Here is a 21,698-nt window from a genome sequence, read left to right as displayed (position 1 = left end):
TGTCAGTGCGGGACGGGTGTGTAATGCGCTGCGTCGCTGGTGAATTCGGGCTTGCCGTACGTCGCTAGCCGGAGCTTCAGCAACCCGATGACGTAGGCGTCGGTGATGTCCCGAAGCACGGGAATGCGGCTGGCGTGAGTCACGGCGGTGAAACGTCCGATGATGAACGGCGCGGTCAGCGCAATCCGCACGAGATCCGTCGGCGCCAGTGAGACACCCATCGCTTCGGCGATTTCACGATCGCCATTGCAGAAGGTGCGCACAAACGTGAACTTGCTGAAACTCTTCTCGACCGCGTCGGCGCAACGGTCGAACAACGTGGTGTCGGGACGCAGATAGGCCGCCATCGTCCCGCGGACGAGTTCTTGGCAGATGGTGTCGAATCCGTGCCGCAGCAATGCCGAGCGCGCGTGCATAACGTGGATGATGTCGGCGGGTTCCGACGGCAGCAGTTCTTCCGGCAGGCCCAGCAGAAAGCAGCGATACCTGGCGAATTCGACGACGGCGCGTTCTTCGGCGGTGAATTCGGTGCGGCCCTGCTGACTCGCCTTGCGGGCCAACAAGTACTGGCCGATCATTCCGGCGGGCATCTGGTCGACTTGCGGCACCGGCATGCCGTAGATGGCTGTATCCCATTTGCGGCCCAGCTTGTCCGGCTTCTTCAGCGCGTTGTAGCGGACCATCGAGTGCATCAGCCGGACCATGGCTGCGGCTTCAAAGCCCGGGCCGTGACGGTCCAGCGCGCCGGGCAAGGTGGTGACGGCGAAGAAACTGGCCGTTTCGTTGACGCGGCGGGCGGCCCGCTTGCCGGAGAGCGCGCCGGTCAGGGCCATCGGCAGCGCAGCGTAGGTGTTGGTGAAGGTCGCGACGAACGCTCCGCGTGTGATGAAGGGGGCCAGCAGCGCGGCGGGAATGCGTTCTTGGCGAGCGCCTTCGCGCACCAGGTCGAAGTCGATCCACTCCGGGGTGGCCTCCATGGCGGCGATGAACGACACCAGCTCGGGCGGTGCGTCGGGCACCGCCTCGAGTCCGTGCCGGCAGGCCGTCTTGAGCATGTCGATCAGGTGCGCGACGCTGTGCGTGGTCATCAGCGCCGCATAGGGATCGGCGACGACATCGCCGAGCAAGGTTGCCGTGCTCATCAACTCGACGACGCGGTCGTCTTCCAGGATTGGTGCCCGGTCGGCGATCCAGGGGGGCAGGGCCGTGTCGACGTCGGGCTCCGTGGCCAGGCGATCGGGCCGCTGGTCGAAGTCGAAGTTTCCATAGAGGTCGGGTTGCAAATCGCGTTGGCTACGGACTCGCTGCGCGAGCTCGGGGTAGTACGTGACCATCACAACCTCCGGCAAACTAACAGTTAGTGAGTAATACTCACAAGGTGTTAGTTATGCTGTCAAGCGTGACTGTGGTCAACCCGAAGCGGCGCATGACCGCCGAGGGGCGGCGCGAGCAGATCCTCGACGTCACGCACGCGATCGTCGACGCCGAAGGTTTCCACGCGGCCACGCCAAACCGCATCGCGGGGCAGGCTGGCATCAATCGGTCGTTGATCTATCAAAAGTTCGGTGACCTGGCGGGGTTGTTCGTCGAACTGATCGACCGCGAAGCGGCGCGGGCGGGCGCCCAATTCGCGGAGGCGATCTCCGGATTGGACGCTGCCGCCGAAGATCAGTCGTTTGTGCTCGCATTCGACGGTGTGCTAGCCGCCGTCGACGCCCACCCGGCAACCTGGCGGCTGTTCATGTTCCCGCCGCAGGGCGCTCCGCCGGAGTTGTATGCCCGGCTGGCCCAATCCGAGGCCGTCGTACTCGATTTCTTTGTCCGTGAACTGCTGCGCACCAATCCCGGAGTGCATGATCCCGAATACACCGCCCGGATCCTGCATGCCGCCGGTCGCGAACTGCTGCGGCTACACCTGTCCGACCCGCAGTCCGCGACCGTGGAACGCCTGCGCACCTTTGTGCGGCGACTCGGCTCCGACGTCATGAGCCGAGCCCACTGAGAGCGGGCTAGCTCACTCGTCCTCGTTCGGTCCGGTAACGACGGACCAGGGCATCGGTCGAGCTGTCCGACTGCGGCACCGGGGACGTGTCGCTGGTGAGCACCGGCAGCAGCGCCTTGGCCTGCGTTTTGCCCAGCTCGACACCCCACTGATCGAACGAGTCGATTCCCCAAACCACGCCCTCGGTGAAGACCTGATGCTCGTAGAGCGCGATCAGCTGTCCCACCGCCGAAGGCGTAAGTCGTTCGCCCAGAATCGAAGTGGACGGCCGGTTACCGGGCATTACCTTGTGCGGAACCACCTCGGCGGGGGTGCCTTCGGCGGCGATCTCCGCTGCGGTCTTGCCGAAGGCGAGCACCTGGGTCTGCGCAAAGAAATTGCTCATCAACAGGTCGTGCATGCTGCCGGTGCCTTCGACGGTCGGCAGGTCGTCGGTGGGCTGGCTGAAGCCGATGAAGTCGGCCGGTATCAGCCGAGTGCCCTGATGCAGCAGTTGGTAGAAGGCGTGCTGGCCGTTGGTTCCCGGCTCGCCCCAATAGATTTCACCGGTGTCGGTGGTAACCGGTGTGCCGTCGGCACGCGTCGACTTGCCGTTGGACTCCATGGTCAGCTGCTGCAGATACGCGGCAAAGCGCGCCAGGTCGTTGGAGTAGGGCAGCACGGCGCGCGACTGCGCGCCCATGAAGTTGGAGTACCAGAGACCGATAAGGCCAAGCAGGGCAGGCGCGTTGGACTCCAGCGGCGCGGTCTTGAAGTGCTCGTCGACGATGTGGAATCCGGACAGGAAATCAGCGAAGGCCTGCCGGCCGATCGTCGCCATCAGCGACAGCCCGATCGCCGAGTCGACCGAATAACGTCCGCCGACCCAATCCCAGAAGCCGAACATGTTGTCGGTGTTGATGCCGAACTCGTCGACCAGGCGTTTGTTCGTCGAGACGGCAACGAAATGCTTCGACACCGCGGCGTCGCCGAGCGCCTCGGTCAGCCAGCGGCGCGCGGCCGTCGCGTTGGTCAGCGTTTCCAGCGTCGAGAACGTCTTCGATGCGACGATGAAAAGTGTTGTGGCGGGGTCCAAATCGGCGAGTTTCGCGACCAGGTCTGCGGGGTCGACGTTGGAGACGAAGCGTGCCGAAATCCCCGCGTCCACATAGTGGCGCAGTGCCTGATAGACCATCACCGGGCCCAGGTCCGAACCGCCGATGCCGATGTTGACGACGGTGCGGATTCGCTCCCCGGTGGCCCCGGTCCATTCTCCGCTGCGCAGCCGATCGGTGAAGTCCCCCATCGCATCGAGCACGCTGTGTACATCCTCGACGACGTTTTGGCCATCGACGACCAGCTCGGTATCCCGGGGCAACCGAAGAGCGGTGTGCAGGACCGCGCGATTCTCCGAGGTGTTGATGTGCACGCCGGAGAACATTTGGTCGCGGCGCTCTTCGAGATTGGCCGCGCGGGCCAGGTCAATCAGCAGCCGCAGCGTCTCGCGGGTGACGCGGTGCTTGCTGTAGTCGACGTAAAGGTCGCCGACCGTCAACGTGAGATCGCGGCCGCGGTCCGGATCGTCGTCGAAGAATTCGCGGAGGTGGGTCTTGCCGATTTGGTCGTGATGCCTACGTAGGGCGTCCCACGCCGGGGTGGCGGTGATATCGGGGATGGTGAGCACGGAGGTCATGGTTCGACCCTAGTGCTGACTTACCGGGCACAGCCACCGCTAGCGGGCAGCACAATCTGCCCCCCAGCAATACAGGAAATTAGCGGTACCCGAACCTCGGTATCGAGGATGCTCAGTGGCCGAGCCGGCCCCGGCCCAAGCGCAGCAGCAGCATCGCCAGGTCTTTACCTTCCGGGCCGAGCTCGCTGTAACGCTGGATGACCTTCATCTCGCGGCTGTGCACCAGTCGGGTGCCACCGGAGGCCATCCGGGCCCGGCCGATTTCGCGCGAAACTTCAGCGCGCCTTCGGACGGCGGCGAGTATCTCGGCGTCCAGCCGGTCAATCTCTAGGCGCAACTCTTCGATGTTCGCCAACTGTTCAATGTCGATCATCTCGACGCTCATCCCTACACCCCCGTGTTGTTTTGCTGTTGTTCTTTTTGTCTTGTTCGCTATTGGGCTTCGAAACGTTAGCCGTCTGGAAAAAGTTCGAGCCCTGAATCCGAAGGCGGACCACAGGGCTCTAGCAATCACAGCTAGACCATGGGCACCGCTGGCCGGTACCCACAGTAAAATCGGCGACGCCACTCAAGGATCGAGAGGCGGCGATGAAGCTGCGGATTGTCCATGTACCGAGTGTGCCACACGCGCGGACACGCGGGAGCAAAACGAAAAGTTGATTGCAGTCGACCTTGCTATGCGGTCGTAGCCTGGGGACTTGCCGTCGGACGTCGGCGGTAAATTTAGGCGGACATGACTGCGCACGCAACCGATGCCAAGCTCGCCGCCGAGATCGATCAGCTGCTCGACGGACTCAATCCTCAACAGCGACAAGCGGTGGTCCACGAGGGCTCGCCCCTGCTGATCGTGGCCGGCGCGGGATCCGGGAAGACCGCGGTATTGACGCGTCGCGTCGCCTATCTGATCGCCGCGCGCGGTGTCGGGGTCGGGCAGATTCTGGCCATCACCTTCACCAACAAAGCCGCAGCTGAGATGCGCGAACGGGTGGTGCGGCTGGTCGGCAACCGGGCCCGCGCGATGTGGGTGTCCACGTTTCACTCGACCTGCGTGCGCATCCTGCGCAACCAGGCCTCCCTGATCAAAGGCCTCAATTCCAACTTTTCGATCTACGACGCCGACGATTCGCGGCGCCTGCTGCAGATGATCGGGCGCGACATGGGCCTGGACATCAAGCGGTACTCGCCGCGACTGCTCTCTGTCGCCATCTCCAACCTCAAGAACGAGCTGATCGATTCTGATCAGGCTGTGTCCAACCTCACGGACGATTCCGATGACTTGGCCCGCACCGTCGCCTCCGTCTACGGCGAATACCAGCGGCGGCTGCGGGCGGCCAACGCGCTGGACTTCGACGATCTGATCGGCGAAACCGTCGCGGTGCTGCAGACCTTCCCGCAGATCGCACAGTATTACCGGCGCCGCTTCCGGCACGTGCTGGTCGACGAGTACCAGGACACCAACCACGCCCAGTACGTGCTGGTGCGGGAATTGGTCGGACGCGACGACGAAGATTCGTCCGACGATGACGTGCCGCCCGCAGAGTTATGTGTGGTCGGCGATGCCGATCAGTCGATCTACGCGTTTCGGGGCGCCACCATTCGCAATATCGAGGAGTTTGAACGCGACTATCCCGAGGCGACCACCATTTTGCTTGAGCAGAATTACCGCTCAACGCAGAACATTCTTTCGGCCGCCAATTCGGTGATCGCGCGTAACTCCGGGCGCCGCGAGAAGCGACTCTGGACCGACGCCGGCGAGGGAGAGTTGATCGTCGGTTATGTCGCCGACAATGAGCACGACGAGGCCAGGTTCGTTGCCCAAGAAATTGACGCGCTCGTTGAACGCGGCGACATTACCTATAACGATGTAGCCGTCTTCTATCGCACCAACAACTCGTCGCGGTCATTGGAAGAGGTGTTCATCCGCGCCGGAATTCCGTACAAGGTCGTCGGGGGAGTGCGGTTCTACGAGCGCAAGGAGATCCGCGACATCGTCGCCTACTTGCGGGTGCTGGACAACCCCGGCGATGCGGTCAGCATGCGGCGCATCCTCAACACCCCGCGGCGTGGCATCGGCGACCGTGCCGAGGCGTGTGTGGCGGTCTACGCCGAGAACACCGGCGCCAGCTTCGCCGACGCGCTGGTCGCCGCGGCTGAAGGTAAAGTCCCGATGTTGAATTCCCGCGCGGAAAAGGCGATTTCGGGCTTTGTCGAGCTGCTCGACGAGCTAAGGGGCCGCCTCGATGACGACCTCGGGGATCTGGTCGAGTCGGTGCTGGAACGCACCGGATACCGTCGGGAGCTGGAGTCCTCGACCGATCCGCAGGAATTGGCCCGGCTGGACAACCTCAACGAACTCGTAAGTGTCGCACATGAATTCAGCATCGATCAGGCGAACGCCGCCGCGCTAGACGAATCCCTGCGCCCCCCCGAAGACGAAGACGTGCCCGAAACCGGGGTGCTGGCCTCATTTCTGGAACGGGTGTCGCTCGTCGCCGATACCGACGAGATTCCCGAGCACACCGCCGGCTTGGTGACGCTGATGACGTTGCACACCGCGAAGGGTCTGGAGTTCCCGGTGGTGTTTGTCACCGGCTGGGAGGACGGCATGTTCCCGCACATGCGGGCGCTCGACGATCCGGCCGAACTATCCGAGGAACGACGGCTGGCCTACGTGGGCATCACCCGTGCCCGGCAGCGGCTGTATGTGAGCCGTGCCATCATCCGGTCCTCCTGGGGGCAGCCGATGCTGAACCCGGAATCGCGCTTCCTGCAAGAGATTCCGCAAGAACTGATGGAGTGGCGGCGCACCGCACCGGCCCCGTCGTACAGCGCGCCGGTCAGCGGTGCCGGGCGTTTCGGGACGCCGCGTGCCGCGCCCACCCGCTCCGGAGCAAGTAAGCGTCCGCTGCTGGTGTTGGCCGCCGGCGATCGGGTGACGCACGACAAGTACGGGCTGGGCCGCGTCGAGGAAGTGTCCGGCGTCGGCGAGTCTGCGATGTCGCTGATCGACTTCGGCAGCGCCGGGCGGGTCAAGCTGATGCACAACCACGCCCCGGTCAGCAAGCTCTAAGCCGCGGCTACGCCCGCAGCCATTGTTTGGTCTGCGGGCGCATCGCCAACACCACAGTGGCGATCGGGAGCAGCGGGAAGGCGTGCACGATCCACGCAACTCGAGCGCCCGCGATGAAGACGCCGCCGTAGGTCAACACCGCGACGACCGCGCCCGTCATGATCAGGTACCGGCCCAGGGAGCGGCGCTGCAGCAGCATGATCACGCCGGCGACGGTGGTCGTCGCGAAAACCAGCGCGAGGAATGCGATCGCGATGCAGAACATGCGATCGGTCCGCCACCAGCCGGTGATCAAATCGGTGGCCACCACCGAGGTGGCCCATCCGCTGACGATGCTGACCGCGGCGGCGGCGATCACCGTCCGGGGGGTTGGTTCTTCGACGGGGCGGCTCGTCGAGCTGCTACGCGCGGCCGCGCGAGTGGATTCCTGCTCGGGTACGACCTGTCGCGGCACCTGCGTGGTCGGGGATTCCGGGATCGTGGGTATCGGTCCGGTCGGAGCACGCCGGATGATGCGTGTCCGTGATTCGGCGGGCGGCTCGGGTGGTGGGGGGTCGTTCGGCGCGGTCACCTCAACCAGCGTAATTGCCGACGAAAATTCCTCGCTTGGCCAGCCATGGCACCGGGTCGATTCGCTCGGTGCCGCCTTGTAGCACCTCGAAGTGCAGGTGTGGGCCGGTGGAATTGCCCCGGTTGCCCATCGTGGCGATCTGGTCGCCGGCCATCACGCGCTCACCGACGCTGACCAGTGCGGTGTTGATGTGGCCATAGAGGGTGACCGTGCCATCGGCATGGAGCAGCTTGACCCACATTCCGTAGCCGGCGGTCGGCCCGGCGTCGATGACGACTCCGTCGGACACCGCGACGATCGGCGTTCCGATCGAGTTGGCGAGGTCGATGCCGGCATGCAGCACACCCCAGCGATATCCGAAGTTCGACGTGAAAATCCCGTGCGTGGGCATGACGTACAGCGGCTGCTGCAGTCGTGCCTCGCGCTGGGCGCGGTCGTTGGCGAAGGCCACGCCCTTGGCGAGCTCCTCGTTGTGCAAAGCGCTCGCCGCGGGCTGGACCGCGATCACCTGGGCGCCGCGGGTGGTGTTGCCACTCGATCCGCCGATCAGCGCCGACGCGTTGGCGGTCAGCACGGTATCGGCCTGGGTGGTCTCGGCCTGGCTGGTCGCTGTGTGCGCCGCAGCGGCCGCCGCGCCGGCGGCCATCGCCGATATCAGCACGCGGCCGCGCGCCGCGCTGGTCGGCTGCTTGCGGTGCTGCCCGCCGCGGCGTGCGACACCGATGACGTCGGTGGCGTCCGAGCCGGCGATATTCGGGTCCAGCTCGAGGGCGAGCTGGGACAGTGCCTCGTTGGTGGCGGCGGGGGTGGGGGCCGCCAGCCGTCGAGGAGTCAGATCGTCGGTCTCATCCAGATCATCGAGCTCGGGCGAGAGCAGCACCTGAGCTTCGTAATCGAACGTCGAGTCGCCGCTGAGGTCCAGGTCGTCGAATTCGCCGGAGTCCGCGAAGTCCAGGTCATCGAGGTCAAAGCCGTCCAACGGCAGAATTTCGGTGACTTCGTTGCGGTGCGGTTGAGCCCAGTTCTCGCGGTGGAAGCGGCCAGCTCCTGACGAGGCAGGAGAGCGCGCAAGACGGTGTTGGGACAAGCTGAAATGTCCTCGTATCGTGACCATAACGTTATCTGGACTTTAGGACGTTATCCGTTTACCGATCCGGCTGGCAACCTCGGCGGCAGATTGTGAACTGGATCACGTTTAGCCCCGACTGGCGTGTCGTGAGCTGTGCCACATCGGTGGACGCGGCGGTAGCGGCCGTTTGGAGGGTGGATACAGTTCCACCGTGCGAGTTGCCGATTCGGCACCGCCGACCTGTAGACCTTGCAAATAAGTCGAGCGAAGACAGTGAGTTCATGGACCTTTTCGAGTATCAAGCGAAAGAACTGTTCGTTAAGCACAACGTACCTACTACGCCGGGTCGGGTAACCGACACCGCCGAGGGCGCGAAGGAAATCGCGACCGAAGTCGGCGCCCCGGTGATGGTCAAGGCGCAGGTGAAGGTCGGTGGACGCGGCAAGGCCGGCGGCGTCAAATTCGCCGCCACACCCGACGACGCCTACGAGCACGCCAAGAACATCCTCGGCCTGGACATCAAGGGCCACGTGGTGAAGAAGTTGTTGGTCGCCGAGGCCAGCGACATCGCCGAGGAGTACTACATCTCGTTCCTGCTCGACCGCGCCAACCGGACGTACCTGGCGATGTGCTCTGTCGAGGGCGGCGTGGAGATTGAGGAAGTGGCCGCCACCAAGCCCGAGCGGCTCGCCAAGGTGCCGGTGGACGCGGTGACCGGTGTCGACCTTGCGAAGGCCCGTTCCATCGCCGAGCAGGGCCACCTGCCGGCCGAGGTGCTCGACGCGGCGGCCAACACCATTTCCAAGCTGTGGGAGCTGTTCGTCGCCGAGGACGCCACGCTGGTTGAGGTCAACCCGTTGGTGCGCACGCCTTCCCGCGGGGAAGACGACCCAGGCCAGATCCTCGCGCTGGACGGCAAGGTCACCCTGGACGCCAACGCCGACTTCCGTCAGCCCGGCCACGCCGAGTTCGAGGACCGCGACGCCACCGACCCGCTGGAGCTCAAGGCCAAGGAACACGACCTCAACTACGTCAAGCTCGACGGCGCCGTCGGCATCATCGGTAACGGCGCGGGTCTGGTGATGTCGACCCTCGACGTCGTCGCGTACGCCGGCGAGAAGCACGGTGGGGTCAAGCCGGCCAACTTCCTCGACATCGGAGGTGGCGCGTCGGCCGAGGTGATGGCCGCGGGCCTCGACGTCATCCTGAACGACAAGCAGGTAAAGAGCGTGTTCGTGAACGTGTTCGGCGGCATCACCTCCTGCGACGCCGTCGCCAACGGAATCGTGACCGCGCTGAACATGCTCGGCGACGAGGCCAACAAGCCGCTCGTCGTCCGGCTCGACGGCAACAACGTCGACGAAGGCCGACGCATCCTGGCTGCGGCCAACCACCCGCTGGTGATCCAGGCAGAGACCATGGACGCCGGTGCCGACAAAGCCGCCGAGCTGGCGAACAAGTAAGGGAACCAAGCCATGTCGATCTTCCTGAACAAAGACTCAAAGGTAATCGTCCAGGGCATCACCGGCGGTGAGGGCACCAAGCACACCGCGCTCATGCTCAAGGCCGGCACCGCGGTGGTTGGCGGGGTCAACGCCCGCAAGGCGGGCACCACCGTGTCGCACGTCGACCCGGTCGGCAAGGACGTCGAGCTTCCGGTCTTCGGCACCGTTGCGGAAGCGATGAAGGAGACCGGCGCCAACGTGTCGGTCGTCTTCGTGCCGCCGAAATTCGCCAAGGACGCGATCATCGAGGCCATCGACGCCGAGATCCCGCTGTTGGTGGTCATCACCGAGGGAATTCCGGTGCAGGACAGCGCATATGCGTGGGCCTACAACGTCGACAAGGGGCAGAAGACGCGGATCATCGGGCCGAACTGTCCCGGCATCATCACCCCGGGTGAGGCGCTGGCCGGCATCACCCCCGCCAACATCAGTGGTCCCGGCCCCGTCGGCTTGGTGTCCAAGTCCGGCACCCTGACCTACCAAATGATGTACGAGCTGCGCGATTTCGGCTTCTCCACCTCGATCGGCATCGGTGGTGACCCGGTGATCGGCACCACCCACATCGACGCCATCGAGGCCTTCGAGAAGGACCCCGACACCAAGGTCATCGTGATGATCGGTGAGATCGGCGGCGACGCCGAGGAGCGGGCCGCCGACTACATCAAGGCCAACGTGTCCAAGCCGGTCGTCGGCTACGTCGCGGGATTCACTGCGCCGGAAGGCAAGACGATGGGCCACGCGGGCGCCATCGTGTCCGGCTCGTCGGGCACCGCGGCCGCCAAGAAAGAGGCATTGGAGGCCGCCGGGGTCAAAGTGGGCAAGACGCCGTCGGAGACCGCGGCCCTGGCCCGGGAGATCCTCAAGAGCCTGTAGTTCTTTGCCGAGACCGTCCCCGGCTTCGCGTGGGCCCAGTCAGATTCGCGATTTCACTGAAGAATCCGCGACTGGCCGCGGTTTCGTTTAGGTCCCAGCCATCGGTTAGCCTGACGAACTAACAGTTGCCAGGAGGTTTGTCATGCCGGTCGATCCGCGTACTCCGGTGCTCGTCGGTGTCGGCCAGTTCACCGAGCGCATCGACGATCCCGACTATCGGGGCATGTCGGCGGTCGACCTCGCGACGGCCGCCGCGCGGGCAGCTCTTGCCGACACCGGCGCCAAAAGCGTGGCGAAGGCTGTCGACACGGTCTTCGGGCTGCGGCAGTTCGAGATCTCTGGACCGATGCCGGCAAGGCTCGGCAAGTCGAACAACTACCCGCGTTCGGTGATGAACCGCCTCGGCGGCGACCCGGCCCGCGTGGTACTCGAACCAGTCGGTGGTCAGGGCCCGCAGAAGCTGGTCACCGAGGCGGGCAACGCAATCGCCGCGAGCGACGCCGACGTCGTACTGATCATGGGCTCGGAGCCGGGGTCGACGGCTCGCTATTTCGCCAATCGCGATGACAAGCCCGACTTCACCGAACACGTCGAGGGCCAACTGGAGGATCGCGGCCACCAGATCTTCAGCTACATCGACGAATACACGATCCAGCACGGCTTGACCGGGGCGCCCGTGCAGTACGGGCTCATGGAGAACGCCCGCCGCGCCCGCCTTGGGCGCAGCGTGGCCGACTATCGGCGCGAGATGGCCGAATTATTCGCCCCGATGTCCAAAATTGCTGCCAAGAACCCGTTTTCGTCATCGCCGGTCGAGCGGTCGGTCGACGAGATCATCACCATCACCGACGACAACCGGATGATCTGTGACCCGTACCCCCGTCTGCTCGTCGCCCGCGATCAGGTCAACCAGGGCGCGGCGGCGGTAATGATGTCGGTGGAGGCGGCCACCCGCCTTGGCGTGGCCGAGGAGAAGTGGATTTATCTGCACGGCCACGCGGACATGATCGAGCAGGCGATGCTCGATCGCCTCGACCTCGGTGCGAGCCCGGCGGCGGTCCGTGCGGCCCGAGAAGCGTTGCGGGTAGCCGGAATCGGCATCGACGACATCGCCACATTCGATCTGTACAGCTGCTTCCCATTCCCGGTGTTCGTCATCTGCGAGGCGCTGGGCATCGACGGCGACGACCCGCGCGGGTTGACCCTGACCGGCGGCTTGCCGTATTTCGGCGGTCCCGGGAACAGCTACTCGCTACACGGTATCGCCGAGACGGTCGCGCAGATGCGGGACAGGCCAGGGCAATTCGGCCTCGTCGGTGCAAACGGCGGCATTATGAGCAAGTACTCGGTCGGTATCTACTCGACTACGCCGGTGGACTGGCGCACCGATAACTGTGCGGAGCTGAAGAAGGAGATCGACGCGCTGCCGAAGGTCGACGTCACGAAGACGCCCGACGGAGCGGCAACCATCGAGACGTACTCCGTACGCTACGACTGGCCGGTCCGCACCGGCATCATCGTCGGCCGCCTCGCTGCGGACAACACGCGATTCATGGCCACGACCGACGACGAGGATCTCGTCGCGTTGATGTCCGACGACGATCCACTCGGCGCGGAGATCTCGGTGTGGTCGACTGACAACGGTAATCGGGCGTCGCTGGGGTAGACCCCGTCGTGCCGACGAGGCCTAGACCATCGACGAGAGCTTGCCCGCCAAACGCTGCACGTAGGCGGCGATCTCGTCTTCGGGACGGTCCGGCAGACCGAACAGCACCTCGGTCACCCCGAGTTCGGACCAGCGCGCCAGCTTCTCGGGCACCGGCTTGAAGTCCAGCGCCACGATCTGCGGGGCGCCGTCGCGGCCCGCGGCCGCCCAGGTTTCCTGCAACAGCTTCACCGGTTCGTCGATGTCGAAGTCGCGCGGCGTGGTGATCCAGCCGTCCGCGCTGCGGGCGATCCACTTGAAGTTCTTCTCGGTGCCCGCGGCGCCCACCAGCACCGGAATGTGCGACTGCACCGGCTTGGGCCACGCCCAGCTGGGGCCGAACTTGACGAACTCGCCGTCGTAGGCGGCTTCCTCCTCGGTCCACAACGCGCGCATCGCCTCGATGTACTCGCGCAGCATGGTGCGGCGGCGCCCCGGCGGCACGTTGTGGTCGGCGAGTTCATCGGTGTTCCAACCGAACCCGACGCCCAGGCTGACCCGGCCACCGGAGAGGTGGTCCAGGGTCGCGATGCTTTTGGCCAGCGTGATCGGGTCATGCTCGACGGGCAGCGCCACCGCGGTCGACAGCCGCACCCGTGATGTGACCGCACACGCCGCGCCCAGACTTACCCACGGGTCCAACGTGCGCATGTACCGGTCGTCCGGCAGCGATTCGTCACCCGTCGTCGGGTGCGCCGCCTCCCGCTTGACCGGAATGTGGGTGTGCTCAGGCACGTAGAACGTCTGAAAGCCGTGGTCGTCGGCGAGTTTGGCGGCGGCGGCCGGAGCGATGCCGCGGTCACTGGTGAAGAGCACAAGCCCGTAATCCATGAACAGAATTAGAACGTGTTCTACCTGTGCCGAGCAACCCGCCCCCCACGGACGGCTTCCCGAACGGGGTGCGGCGGCGATCGGCCCAGGTCGTGCGCCGGTGCCGGTCGCTCCGGCGCGGGTGCACGAACGTGCGCTAGCGTGGTTGATCGATCGCGCGTAACGCACCAGCGCGGGCACGTCTTGGCATTTGAGAACGCGGGGCCCTGGAAGCGCAGCGTCGCACTGCAACAGTGGGACGGCGCCGCACGAGGTCTTGAAGGCACTGGAAGCAACAGGAGGAGTCATGACCTACTCGCCCGGGAGTCCCGGATATCCGCAGTCACAGCCCGGCGGCTCCTACCCAGGCGCCACGCCGTCGTTCGCGAAGACCGACGACGGCGAGAGCAAGCTTCCGCTGTACGTCAACATCGCGGTGGTGGTCCTCGGCCTGGCGGTGTACCTGCTGAACTTCGGGCCGACCTTCGTGCTCAGCGCCGACCTCGGTCCGGCCTCCGGCGGACGCGCCGGTGACGCCGGCACCGCGGTCCTGGTGGCCGTGCTGGCGTCACTGCTCGCCGGGCTGAGCCTGCTGCCCAAGGCGAAGAACTATGCGGGCGTGGTGGCGGCCGTCGCCGTCCTGGGCGCACTGCTGTCGATCGCGGAGGTCATCAACACCCCGACCGGCTTCGCCGTCGGCTGGGCGATGTGGCCGCTGGTGGCGTGCAGCGTGCTCCAGGCGGTTGCCGCCGCCGTCGTGCTTCTGCTGGATGCCGGCGTTATCACCGCTCCGCCGCCGCGGCCCAAGTACGACCCCTACGCCCAGTACGGCCAATACGGGCAGTACGGGCAATACGGAGGTCAGCAGCACGGCGGGTACTACGGCCAGCAGGGCCAGCAGGGCCCTCAGCAGCACAACCCGCAGTCGGGATACGGATCGCAATACGGCGGCTACCCGTCGAGCCAGGCCCCGACGCAGAGCGCGATCCCGACCACCGGCGGCTTCGGTGCCCAGTCTCCGCAGTCCGGACCGCAGCCGACGGCGCAGCAGGGACCATCGACGCCGCCCACCGGATTCCCGAGCTTCAGCCCGCCACCCTCGGTCGGGGGTACGGGCGCGGCGTCCGAGCAACCCAGCGACCAGCCTTCATCGCCCTCTGGGCCGGCCCCGGCCTAACCGCGAGCTCTCGCGCCTCGTAGGGCACGTGCGCCAAGAGTGAAAAGGGTGTCAGAAAGCGAGGAAAACCGGGCAGCGGGCGCTCGCCAGGCGCGTGATCTCGTCCGGGTCGCGTTCGGCCCGGCGGTGCTGGCGCTGATCATCATCGCCGCGGTCACGCTGCTCGAGCTGCTGATCGCCAACAGCGACATGACCGGCGCCCTGGGAGCGATCGCCAGCATTTGGCTCGGCGTGCACGGGGTACCGATTTCTATCGGTGGCCGCGAGTTGGGTGTAATGCCGCTGCTGCCAATCCTGTTGATGGTGTGGGCGACCGCGCGCACCACGGCGCGCGCCACCACCAGATATTCGTCATGGCTGGTGGTCCGCTGGGTGGTCGCGTCGGCGCTGGGCGGCCCCCTGCTGATCGCTGCGATCGCGCTGGCCGTCATCCACGACGCGTCGACGGTGCTCACCGAGCTGCAGACACCCAGCGCCCTGCGCGCGTTCGCCGGCGTCCTGGTGGTGCATGCCATCGGCGCCGCGATCGGGGTGGGATCCCGGGTGGGCCGGAGGGTGTTGGCGGTGGCGTCACTGCCCTACTGGCTGGGTGATTCGCTGCGTGCCGCGGCGGCCGGCGTGCTGGCGCTGGTCGGGCTGTCCGGATTCGTGACGGCCGGGTCGCTGGTTGTGCACTGGGCGACGATGCAGGACCTCTACGCGATCACCGATTCCATATTCGGCGAGTTCAGCCTCACCGTGCTCTCGATGCTGTACGCGCCCAACGTCATCGTCGGCACTTCGGCGGTCGCGGTCGGGTCCAGTGCGCATATTGGTTTTGCGACGTTCAGTTCGTTCACCGTTTTCGGCGGCGACATTCCGGCGCTGCCCGTCCTTGCCGCGGCTCCGACGCCGCCGCTCGGGCCGGTGTGGGTCGCCCTGCTGATCGTCGGGGCGGCATCGGGCGTGGCCGTCGGTCAGCAGTGCGCCCGACATCCGCTCCCATTGGTTCCGGCGCTGACCAAGCTGCTCGTCGCCGCGGTGGGCGGGGCCCTGACGATGTCGCTGTTGGCATTCGGCAGCAGCGGCCGGCTGGGCAACTTCGGTGAGGTCGGGGTGGACCAGGGCGCCCTATGGGTCGGCACCTTGTTCTGGTTCGCGGTGATCGGCTGGGTCACGGTGGTGATGACCGGCGGGATCAGGCGCCGGCCCAGGCGGCCTAAATCCAAACGCGCGCCCGCGCCACCCGTCGAAGAGCCGAAGGACTTCGCGGACGTTTTCTCCGAGCCCGGACCTGCCGCCGAACACGACCTGCTGCTCGAAGACGAAGAAGAGTTCGCCGAACCGACGCTCGCCGAACCCATGCCCGGCGACCCCGCGTTCGACGAACCCCCGCCTGAGGGGCAAACATCCGACGAACACGCGGCCGAGCGCGACCCGGGGGACTAGCCGCGCTGCCCGCCTGGAAGCGACAACTCGGGTTCGGCCGGTCGTATCGTCAGCCCGGCATCGTCGTTAGTAGGCTCGCGATGTGGTCGAACCGCTCCGCGTGCCCCCGAGTGCACCGGCGCGACTGCTGGTGCTGGCATCGGGCACCGGATCGCTACTGAGTTCGTTATTGGCCGCCGCTGTCGATGACTACCCGGCGCGCGTGGTCGCCGTCGGCGTGGACCGCGACTGCCGGGCCACCGAAATCGCCGCGGCCGCGTCGGTGCCGACCTTCACCGTCCGGCTTGGCGATCACCCGAACCGCGACGCCTGGGACGCTGCGATCACCGAGGCCACCGCCGCACACTCGCCAGATCTCATCGTCTCCGCGGGATTCATGAAAATCCTTGGACCGCAATTTCTTTCGCGATTCTGCGGGCGCACCCTGAACACGCACCCGGCGCTACTGCCCGCATTCGCAGGGGCGCATGCGGTGCCCGATGCGTTGGCTTACGGTGTGAAGGTCACTGGCTGTACGGTGCACCTGGTAGATGCCGGCATGGACACCGGGCCGATCTTGGCGCAGGAGCCCATTCCGGTGCTCGACGGCGACAACGAAGAGACATTGCACGAACGCATCAAAGTCGTCGAACGGCGACTGCTGGTGGACGTGGTGGCCGCGATCGCGAACCGCGGCGTGACCTGGATCGGACGAAAGGCGACCATAGGATGAGCACCGACGAGTCAAGGAGAGCGATTCGCCGCGCGTTGATCAGCGTCTACGACAAGACCGGGCTGGTAGAACTCGCTCAGGGCCTGAGTGCGGCGGGCGTCGAGATCGTGTCGACCGGATCTACCGCGAAAACGATTGCAGATAACGGGATTCCGGTGACGCCCGTGGAGGAGCTGACCGGTTTCCCCGAGGTGCTCGACGGGCGGGTCAAGACACTGCACCCGCGCGTGCACGCCGGATTGCTGGCCGATCTGCGCAAGCCCGAGCACGCCGCGGCGCTCGAAGAGCTGGGCATCGCGGCCTTCGAGCTGGTCGTGGTCAACCTGTATCCGTTCAGCCAGACCGTCGACTCCGGCGCGGGCATCGACGAATGTGTCGAGCAGATCGACATCGGCGGGCCGTCGATGGTTCGGGCGGCCGCGAAGAACCATCCCAGCGTGGCGGTGGTCGTCGACCCGCTCGGCTACGACGGGGTGCTCGCCGCGACGCGCAGTGGCGGATTCACCCTGGCGGAGCGCAAGAAGTTGGCGTCGCTGGCCTTTCAACACACCGCCGAATACGACATCGCCGTGGCGAGCTGGATGGAGTCGACGCTGGCGCCCGAACATCCGGAGACGACGTTCCCGCAGTGGCTCGGCCACAACTGGCGCCGCTCGGCGATGCTGCGCTACGGCGAGAACCCGCACCAGCAGGCGGCACTCTACGTCGACCCGGGCGCCTGGCCGGGGCTGGCGCAAGCCGAGCAGTTGCACGGAAAAGAGATGTCCTACAACAACTTCACCGACGCAGACGCGGCCTGGCGGGCGGCCTTCGACCACGAGCAGACCTGTGTAGCAATCATCAAGCACGCCAATCCGTGTGGGATCGCCATCTCGTCGGTTTCGGTCGCCGACGCACATCGCAAGGCCCACGAGTGCGATCCGCTGAGCGCCTTCGGGGGAGTCATCGCCACGAATACCGAAGTCAGCGTGGAGATGGCGGAGTACGTCAGCACCATCTTCACCGAGGTGATCGTCGCCCCGGCCTACGCGCCGGACGCCCTCGATGTGCTGACGGGCAAGAAGAACATCCGGGTGCTGGTGGCTTCCGAGCCGCTGGCCGGGGGCTCCGAGCTGCGACCGGTCAGCGGGGGACTGCTGATGCAGCAGCGCGATCAACTCGACGCGCACGGCGACAACCCGGCGAACTGGACGCTGGCGACCGGATCACCGGCCGACCCGGCTACGTTGAGCGACCTGGTCTTTGCGTGGCGTACCTGTCGCGCGGTCAAGTCGAACGCGATCGTGATCGCCTCCGGAGGCGCCACCATCGGCGTCGGCATGGGTCAGGTCAACCGGGTCGACGCGGCCCGGCTGGCCGTCGAACGCGGCGGCGACCGCGTCGCGGGCGCGGTGGCGGCGTCCGACGCGTTCTTCCCGTTCCCCGACGGGCTGGAAACGCTGGCTCGCGGCGGAGTCAAGGCAATCGTGCACCCCGGAGGCTCCGTGCGCGACGACGAAGTGACCGCGGCGGCGTCCGCCGCCGGCGTCACCGTCTACCTCACCGGTGCTCGCCACTTCGCGCATTAAAGCCGGTGCGCATGACGCACATGTGCGGCGCGACGTAACTTGGAGTGGTGACAGCACCGAGCAATCTGCCCCGAACCGTCGGCGAACTGCGTGCGGCGGGCCATGGTGAACGGGGAGTCAAGCAGGAAATCCGCGAGAATCTGCTGACCGCGTTGGCCGAAGGTGAAGACATTTGGCCGGGCATCTTGGGCTTCGAGGACACCGTATTGCCTCAGCTGGAGCGGGCGCTAATCGCGGGTCACGACTTCGTTCTGCTCGGCGAACGCGGCCAGGGTAAAACTCGGCTGCTGCGCGCGCTGGTCGGGCTGCTCGACGAATGGACGCCGGTGATCGCCGGCGCCGAATTGGGTGAGCACCCGTACACGCCGATCACGCCGGAATCGATCCGCAAGGCCGCCACCCTCGGCGACGACCTCCCGATCGAGTGGCGGCATCGCAGCGAGCGCTACACCGAGAAGCTGGCCACGCCCGACACCAGCGTCGCCGACCTGGTCGGTGACATCGACCCGATCAAGGTGGCCGAGGGCCGCAGCCTCGGCGACCCGGAGACCATTGCCTACGGACTGATCCCGCGTGCGCACCGCGGCGTGGTGGCCGTCAACGAACTGCCCGACCTCGCCGAGCGCATTCAGGTGTCGATGCTCAACGTGATGGAGGAACGCGACATCCAGGTCCGCGGTTACACGCTGCGACTGCCGCTGGACGTGTTGGTGGTCGCCAGCGCCAACCCCGAGGACTACACCAACCGAGGTCGCATCATCACTCCGCTCAAAGACCGGTTCGGCGCCGAGATCCGCACCCACTACCCACTGGAGCTGGAGGCGGAGGTGGGCGTCATCGTTCAGGAGGCACACCTGAGCGCACAGGTACCCGATTACCTCATGCAGGTGATCGCGCGGTTCGCGCGTTACCTGCGGGAGTCGAACTCGGTCGACCAGCGATCCGGGGTATCGGCGCGGTTTGCCATCGCCGCCACCGAGACCGTCGCCGCCTCTGCCCGCCACCGCGGCGCGGTGCTCGGCGAGACCGACCCGGTCGCGCGAGTTGTCGACCTGGGCACCGTGATCGACGTGCTGCGCGGCAAGCTGGAATTCGAATCAGGTGAGGAGGGCCGCGAACAGGCGGTGCTCGAACACCTGTTGCGCCGCGCGACCGCCGACACCGCATCACGAGCGCTCGGCGGCATCGACGTGGGTTCGTTGGTCGCGGCCGTGGAGGGCGGGTCCGCGGTGACCACGGGCGAGCGGATTTCGGCCAAGGACGTGTTGGCCGCCGTTCCGGGATTGCCAGTCGTGGAGGAGATCGCCGACCGGTTGCACGCGGAATCCGAGGGAGAACGCGCCGCGGCACTGGAGCTGGCGCTGGAAGCGCTGTATCTGGCCAAGCGAATCGACAAGGTATCCGGGGAGGGCCAAACCGTCTATGGCTAAGCCTTTTTCGAAGGGGCACTCCTCGCGTTATTCGGCGTATACCGGCGGGCCTGACCCGCTGGCTCCGCCGGTTGACCTGCGCGAGGCGCTCGAGCAGATCGGGCAGGACGTCATGGGCGGGACCTCCCCGCGCCGGGCGCTGTCCGAGCTGCTTCGTCGCGGTACCAAGAACATGCCGGGCGCCGACCGGCTGGCCGCAGAAGCGAACCGCCGCCGACGGGACTTGTTGCGCCGCAATAATTTAGACGGAACTCTGCAAGACATCAAGAAGCTGCTCGACGAGGCTGTGCTGGCCGAGCGCAAGGAGCTGGCCCGCGCGCTCGACGACGACGCCCGCTTCGGCGAACTGCAGCTCGACGCGCTGCCGTCGTCGCCCGCCAAAGCCGTCCAAGAACTGTCCGAGTACAACTGGCGCAGCCCGGAGGCTCGCGAAAAGTACGACCAGATCAAGGATTTACTCGGCCGCGAGATGCTGGATCAGCGCTTTTCCGGCATGAAAGAAGCGCTGGAGGGCGCCACCGACGAGGATCGCCAACGCGTCACCGACATGGTCAACGACCTCAACGACCTGCTGGACAAGCATGCTCGCGGCGAGGACACCGAGCAGGACTTCGACGATTTCATGGACAAGCACGGCGAGTTCTTCCCGGAGAATCCGCGCAATGTCGATGAGCTACTGGACTCGTTGGCCAAGCGCGCCGCCGCCGCGCAGCGCTTCCGCAACAGCCTGAGCCCAGACCAGCGTGCCGAGCTTGATGCGCTGGCGCAGCAGGCATTTGGATCTCCGTCGCTGATGCAGGCGTTGAATCGGCTCGACTCGCACCTGCAAGCCGCGCGGCCGGGCGAGGACTGGATGGGCTCCGAACAGTTCTCCGGCGACAACCCGTTCGGGATGGGCGAAGGCGCGCAGGCCCTGGCGGACGTCGCCGAACTCGAGCAGCTGGCCGACCAGCTTTCGCAAAGCTATCCCGGCGCCACCATGGACGACGTCGACCTCGACGCGCTGGCCCGCCAGCTCGGCGATCAGGCCGCCGTCGACGCGCGGACACTTTCCGAACTGGAACGGGCACTGGTCAATCAGGGCTTTTTGGATCGTGGTTCCGACGGCCAGTGGCGACTGTCGCCGAAGGCCATGCGCCGACTCGGTGAGACGGCGTTGCGCGATGTGGCACAACAGCTTTCCAGCCGCCGCGGCGACCGGGAGCTGCGTCGCGCCGGGGCGGCCGGCGAGCTGACCGGCGCGACCCGGCCCTGGCAGTTCGGTGATACCGAGCCGTGGAACATCCCCCGCACGCTGACCAACGCGGTACTGCGGCAGGCGGGAACCGCGACCCTCGACGGTCCGGCCGGCCCGATCCGCATCTCCGTCGACGACGTCGAGATTTCCGAAACCGAAACCCGCACCCAGGCCGCGGTGGCGCTGCTGGTCGATACCTCGTTCTCCATGGTGATGGAGAATCGCTGGCTGCCGATGAAACAGACGGCGCTCGCGCTCAACCATCTGATCGCCACCCGGTTTCGCTCGGATGCCTTGCAGATCATCGCCTTTGGCCGCTATGCCCGGACCGTGACCGCCGCTGAGCTCACCGGCCTGGAAGGGGTCTACGAGCAGGGCACCAACCTGCATCACGCGCTGGCACTTGCGGGCCGTCATCTGCGCCGGCACCCCAACGCGCAACCCGTCGTGCTGGTGGTGACCGACGGTGAACCGACCGCGCACCTCGAGGACGTCGACGGGGAGGGCTCGTCGGTGTTCTTCGACTACCCGCCGCATCCGCGGACCATCGCCCACACCGTGCGCGGGTTCGACGACATGGCGCGGCTGGGCGCACAGATCACCATCTTCCGGCTGGGCAGCGACCCCGGCCTCGCGCGGTTTATCGACCAGGTCGCCCGACGGGTCGAGGGACGTGTCGTGGTGCCCGACCTCGACGGCCTGGGAGCCGCGGTGGTCGGCGACTACCTGCGCTCCCGGCGCCGCCGCTAGCGCGTTACCCGGCTGCGCCAGCCCGTTGTGGCGGTCAGCGAGAATTCGCTCCATGCCCGTGAGCATCGGGGGCACCGACTGAATGAGCTTTCCGTACCGCAGTCGCGGGCAAGGTGGCT

At 66.1% G+C, this 21,698-nt stretch carries 17 protein-coding genes; 11 read left to right on the top strand and 6 right to left on the bottom strand.

Annotated elements, in window-relative coordinates; translation table 11 throughout:
- Nucleotides 1-2: 2 nt before the first annotated feature.
- Nucleotides 3-1,334 carry an oxygenase MpaB family protein gene (locus ACZY0B_RS20935; protein ID WP_463766127.1) on the bottom strand — a complete coding sequence of 444 codons (1,332 nt, stop codon included), beginning with the start codon at nucleotides 1,332-1,334 and terminating at the stop codon, nucleotides 3-5.
- 92 nt (nucleotides 1,335-1,426) lie between these two features.
- On the opposite strand from ACZY0B_RS20935, the gene ACZY0B_RS20930 reads away from it, so the two are divergent.
- Nucleotides 1,427-2,002 carry a TetR/AcrR family transcriptional regulator gene (locus tag ACZY0B_RS20930; RefSeq protein ID WP_463766145.1) on the top strand — a complete coding sequence of 192 codons (576 nt, stop codon included), beginning with the start codon at nucleotides 1,427-1,429 and terminating at the stop codon, nucleotides 2,000-2,002.
- 7 nt (nucleotides 2,003-2,009) lie between these two features.
- On the opposite strand, the gene pgi is transcribed toward ACZY0B_RS20930, so the two are convergent.
- Together pgi and ACZY0B_RS20920 are read right to left on the bottom strand one after the other, a co-directional pair.
- Nucleotides 2,010-3,674 carry a glucose-6-phosphate isomerase gene (gene pgi, locus ACZY0B_RS20925; RefSeq protein WP_463766125.1) on the bottom strand — a complete coding sequence of 555 codons (1,665 nt, stop codon included), beginning with the start codon at nucleotides 3,672-3,674 and terminating at the stop codon, nucleotides 2,010-2,012.
- 112 nt (nucleotides 3,675-3,786) lie between these two features.
- On the bottom strand, nucleotides 3,787-4,110 hold the full coding sequence (locus ACZY0B_RS20920; RefSeq protein WP_463766144.1) for a chorismate mutase: 324 nt from the start codon (nucleotides 4,108-4,110) through the stop codon (nucleotides 3,787-3,789).
- Between the two features lie 297 nt (nucleotides 4,111-4,407).
- Here ACZY0B_RS20920 and pcrA point away from each other — a divergent pair, with 297 nt between their 5' ends.
- A complete protein-coding gene (pcrA, locus tag ACZY0B_RS20915) occupies nucleotides 4,408-6,744 on the top strand; it encodes a DNA helicase PcrA (protein ID WP_463766124.1) in 2,337 nt (778 codons plus the stop codon).
- Between the two features lie 7 nt (nucleotides 6,745-6,751).
- Here the strand turns inward: pcrA and ACZY0B_RS20910 are convergent, their stop codons facing one another.
- Nucleotides 6,752-7,315 carry a hypothetical protein gene (locus ACZY0B_RS20910; protein ID WP_463766123.1) on the bottom strand — a complete coding sequence of 188 codons (564 nt, stop codon included), beginning with the start codon at nucleotides 7,313-7,315 and terminating at the stop codon, nucleotides 6,752-6,754.
- Between the two features lies 1 nt (nucleotide 7,316).
- Nucleotides 7,317-8,402 (bottom strand): M23 family metallopeptidase, encoded by a 1,086-nt coding sequence (locus tag ACZY0B_RS20905; protein ID WP_463766122.1) that lies wholly within the window; start codon nucleotides 8,400-8,402, stop codon nucleotides 7,317-7,319.
- 263 nt (nucleotides 8,403-8,665) lie between these two features.
- On the opposite strand from ACZY0B_RS20905, the gene sucC reads away from it, so the two are divergent.
- From sucC to ACZY0B_RS20890, 3 genes are all read left to right on the top strand, one after another.
- A complete protein-coding gene (gene sucC / locus ACZY0B_RS20900; RefSeq protein ID WP_463766121.1) occupies nucleotides 8,666-9,847 on the top strand; it encodes an ADP-forming succinate--CoA ligase subunit beta in 1,182 nt (393 codons plus the stop codon).
- 12 nt (nucleotides 9,848-9,859) lie between these two features.
- Nucleotides 9,860-10,762 carry a succinate--CoA ligase subunit alpha gene (gene sucD, locus ACZY0B_RS20895; RefSeq protein WP_463766120.1) on the top strand — a complete coding sequence of 301 codons (903 nt, stop codon included), beginning with the start codon at nucleotides 9,860-9,862 and terminating at the stop codon, nucleotides 10,760-10,762.
- Between the two features lie 142 nt (nucleotides 10,763-10,904).
- The gene (locus ACZY0B_RS20890; protein ID WP_463766119.1) at nucleotides 10,905-12,428 is read left to right on the top strand and encodes an acetyl-CoA acetyltransferase; all 1,524 of its coding nucleotides are present in this window, start codon (nucleotides 10,905-10,907) and stop codon (nucleotides 12,426-12,428) included.
- A 21-nt stretch (nucleotides 12,429-12,449) separates the two neighbouring features.
- On the opposite strand, the gene ACZY0B_RS20885 is transcribed toward ACZY0B_RS20890, so the two are convergent.
- Complete coding sequence (locus ACZY0B_RS20885) at nucleotides 12,450-13,298, bottom strand: LLM class F420-dependent oxidoreductase (RefSeq protein ID WP_463766118.1); 849 nt, start codon at nucleotides 13,296-13,298, stop codon at nucleotides 12,450-12,452.
- A 286-nt stretch (nucleotides 13,299-13,584) separates the two neighbouring features.
- Here ACZY0B_RS20885 and ACZY0B_RS20880 point away from each other — a divergent pair, with 286 nt between their 5' ends.
- From ACZY0B_RS20880 to ACZY0B_RS20855, 6 genes are all read left to right on the top strand, one after another.
- Nucleotides 13,585-14,454 carry a DUF5336 domain-containing protein gene (locus ACZY0B_RS20880; RefSeq protein ID WP_463766117.1) on the top strand — a complete coding sequence of 290 codons (870 nt, stop codon included), beginning with the start codon at nucleotides 13,585-13,587 and terminating at the stop codon, nucleotides 14,452-14,454.
- 39 nt (nucleotides 14,455-14,493) lie between these two features.
- A complete protein-coding gene (locus tag ACZY0B_RS20875) occupies nucleotides 14,494-15,882 on the top strand; it encodes a cell division protein PerM (protein ID WP_463766116.1) in 1,389 nt (462 codons plus the stop codon).
- An 82-nt stretch (nucleotides 15,883-15,964) separates the two neighbouring features.
- Entirely contained in the window at nucleotides 15,965-16,594 is a 630-nt protein-coding gene (gene purN / locus ACZY0B_RS20870) for a phosphoribosylglycinamide formyltransferase (protein WP_463766115.1), read from the top strand.
- Nucleotides 16,591-18,162 (top strand): bifunctional phosphoribosylaminoimidazolecarboxamide formyltransferase/IMP cyclohydrolase, encoded by a 1,572-nt coding sequence (gene purH, locus ACZY0B_RS20865; protein ID WP_463766114.1) that lies wholly within the window; start codon nucleotides 16,591-16,593, stop codon nucleotides 18,160-18,162. The genes purN and purH overlap by 4 nt, the downstream gene beginning before the upstream one ends.
- Before the next feature lie 44 nt (nucleotides 18,163-18,206).
- A complete protein-coding gene (locus tag ACZY0B_RS20860) occupies nucleotides 18,207-19,592 on the top strand; it encodes a sigma 54-interacting transcriptional regulator (RefSeq protein ID WP_463766113.1) in 1,386 nt (461 codons plus the stop codon).
- Entirely contained in the window at nucleotides 19,585-21,579 is a 1,995-nt protein-coding gene (locus ACZY0B_RS20855) for a vWA domain-containing protein (protein ID WP_463766112.1), read from the top strand. The genes ACZY0B_RS20860 and ACZY0B_RS20855 overlap by 8 nt, the downstream gene beginning before the upstream one ends.
- The last annotated feature ends 119 nt before the right edge of the window (nucleotides 21,580-21,698 follow it).

The organism is Mycobacterium sp. IDUB_19, assembly GCF_055419445.1.
This window is presented reverse-complemented; position numbering and strand designations above follow the sequence as displayed.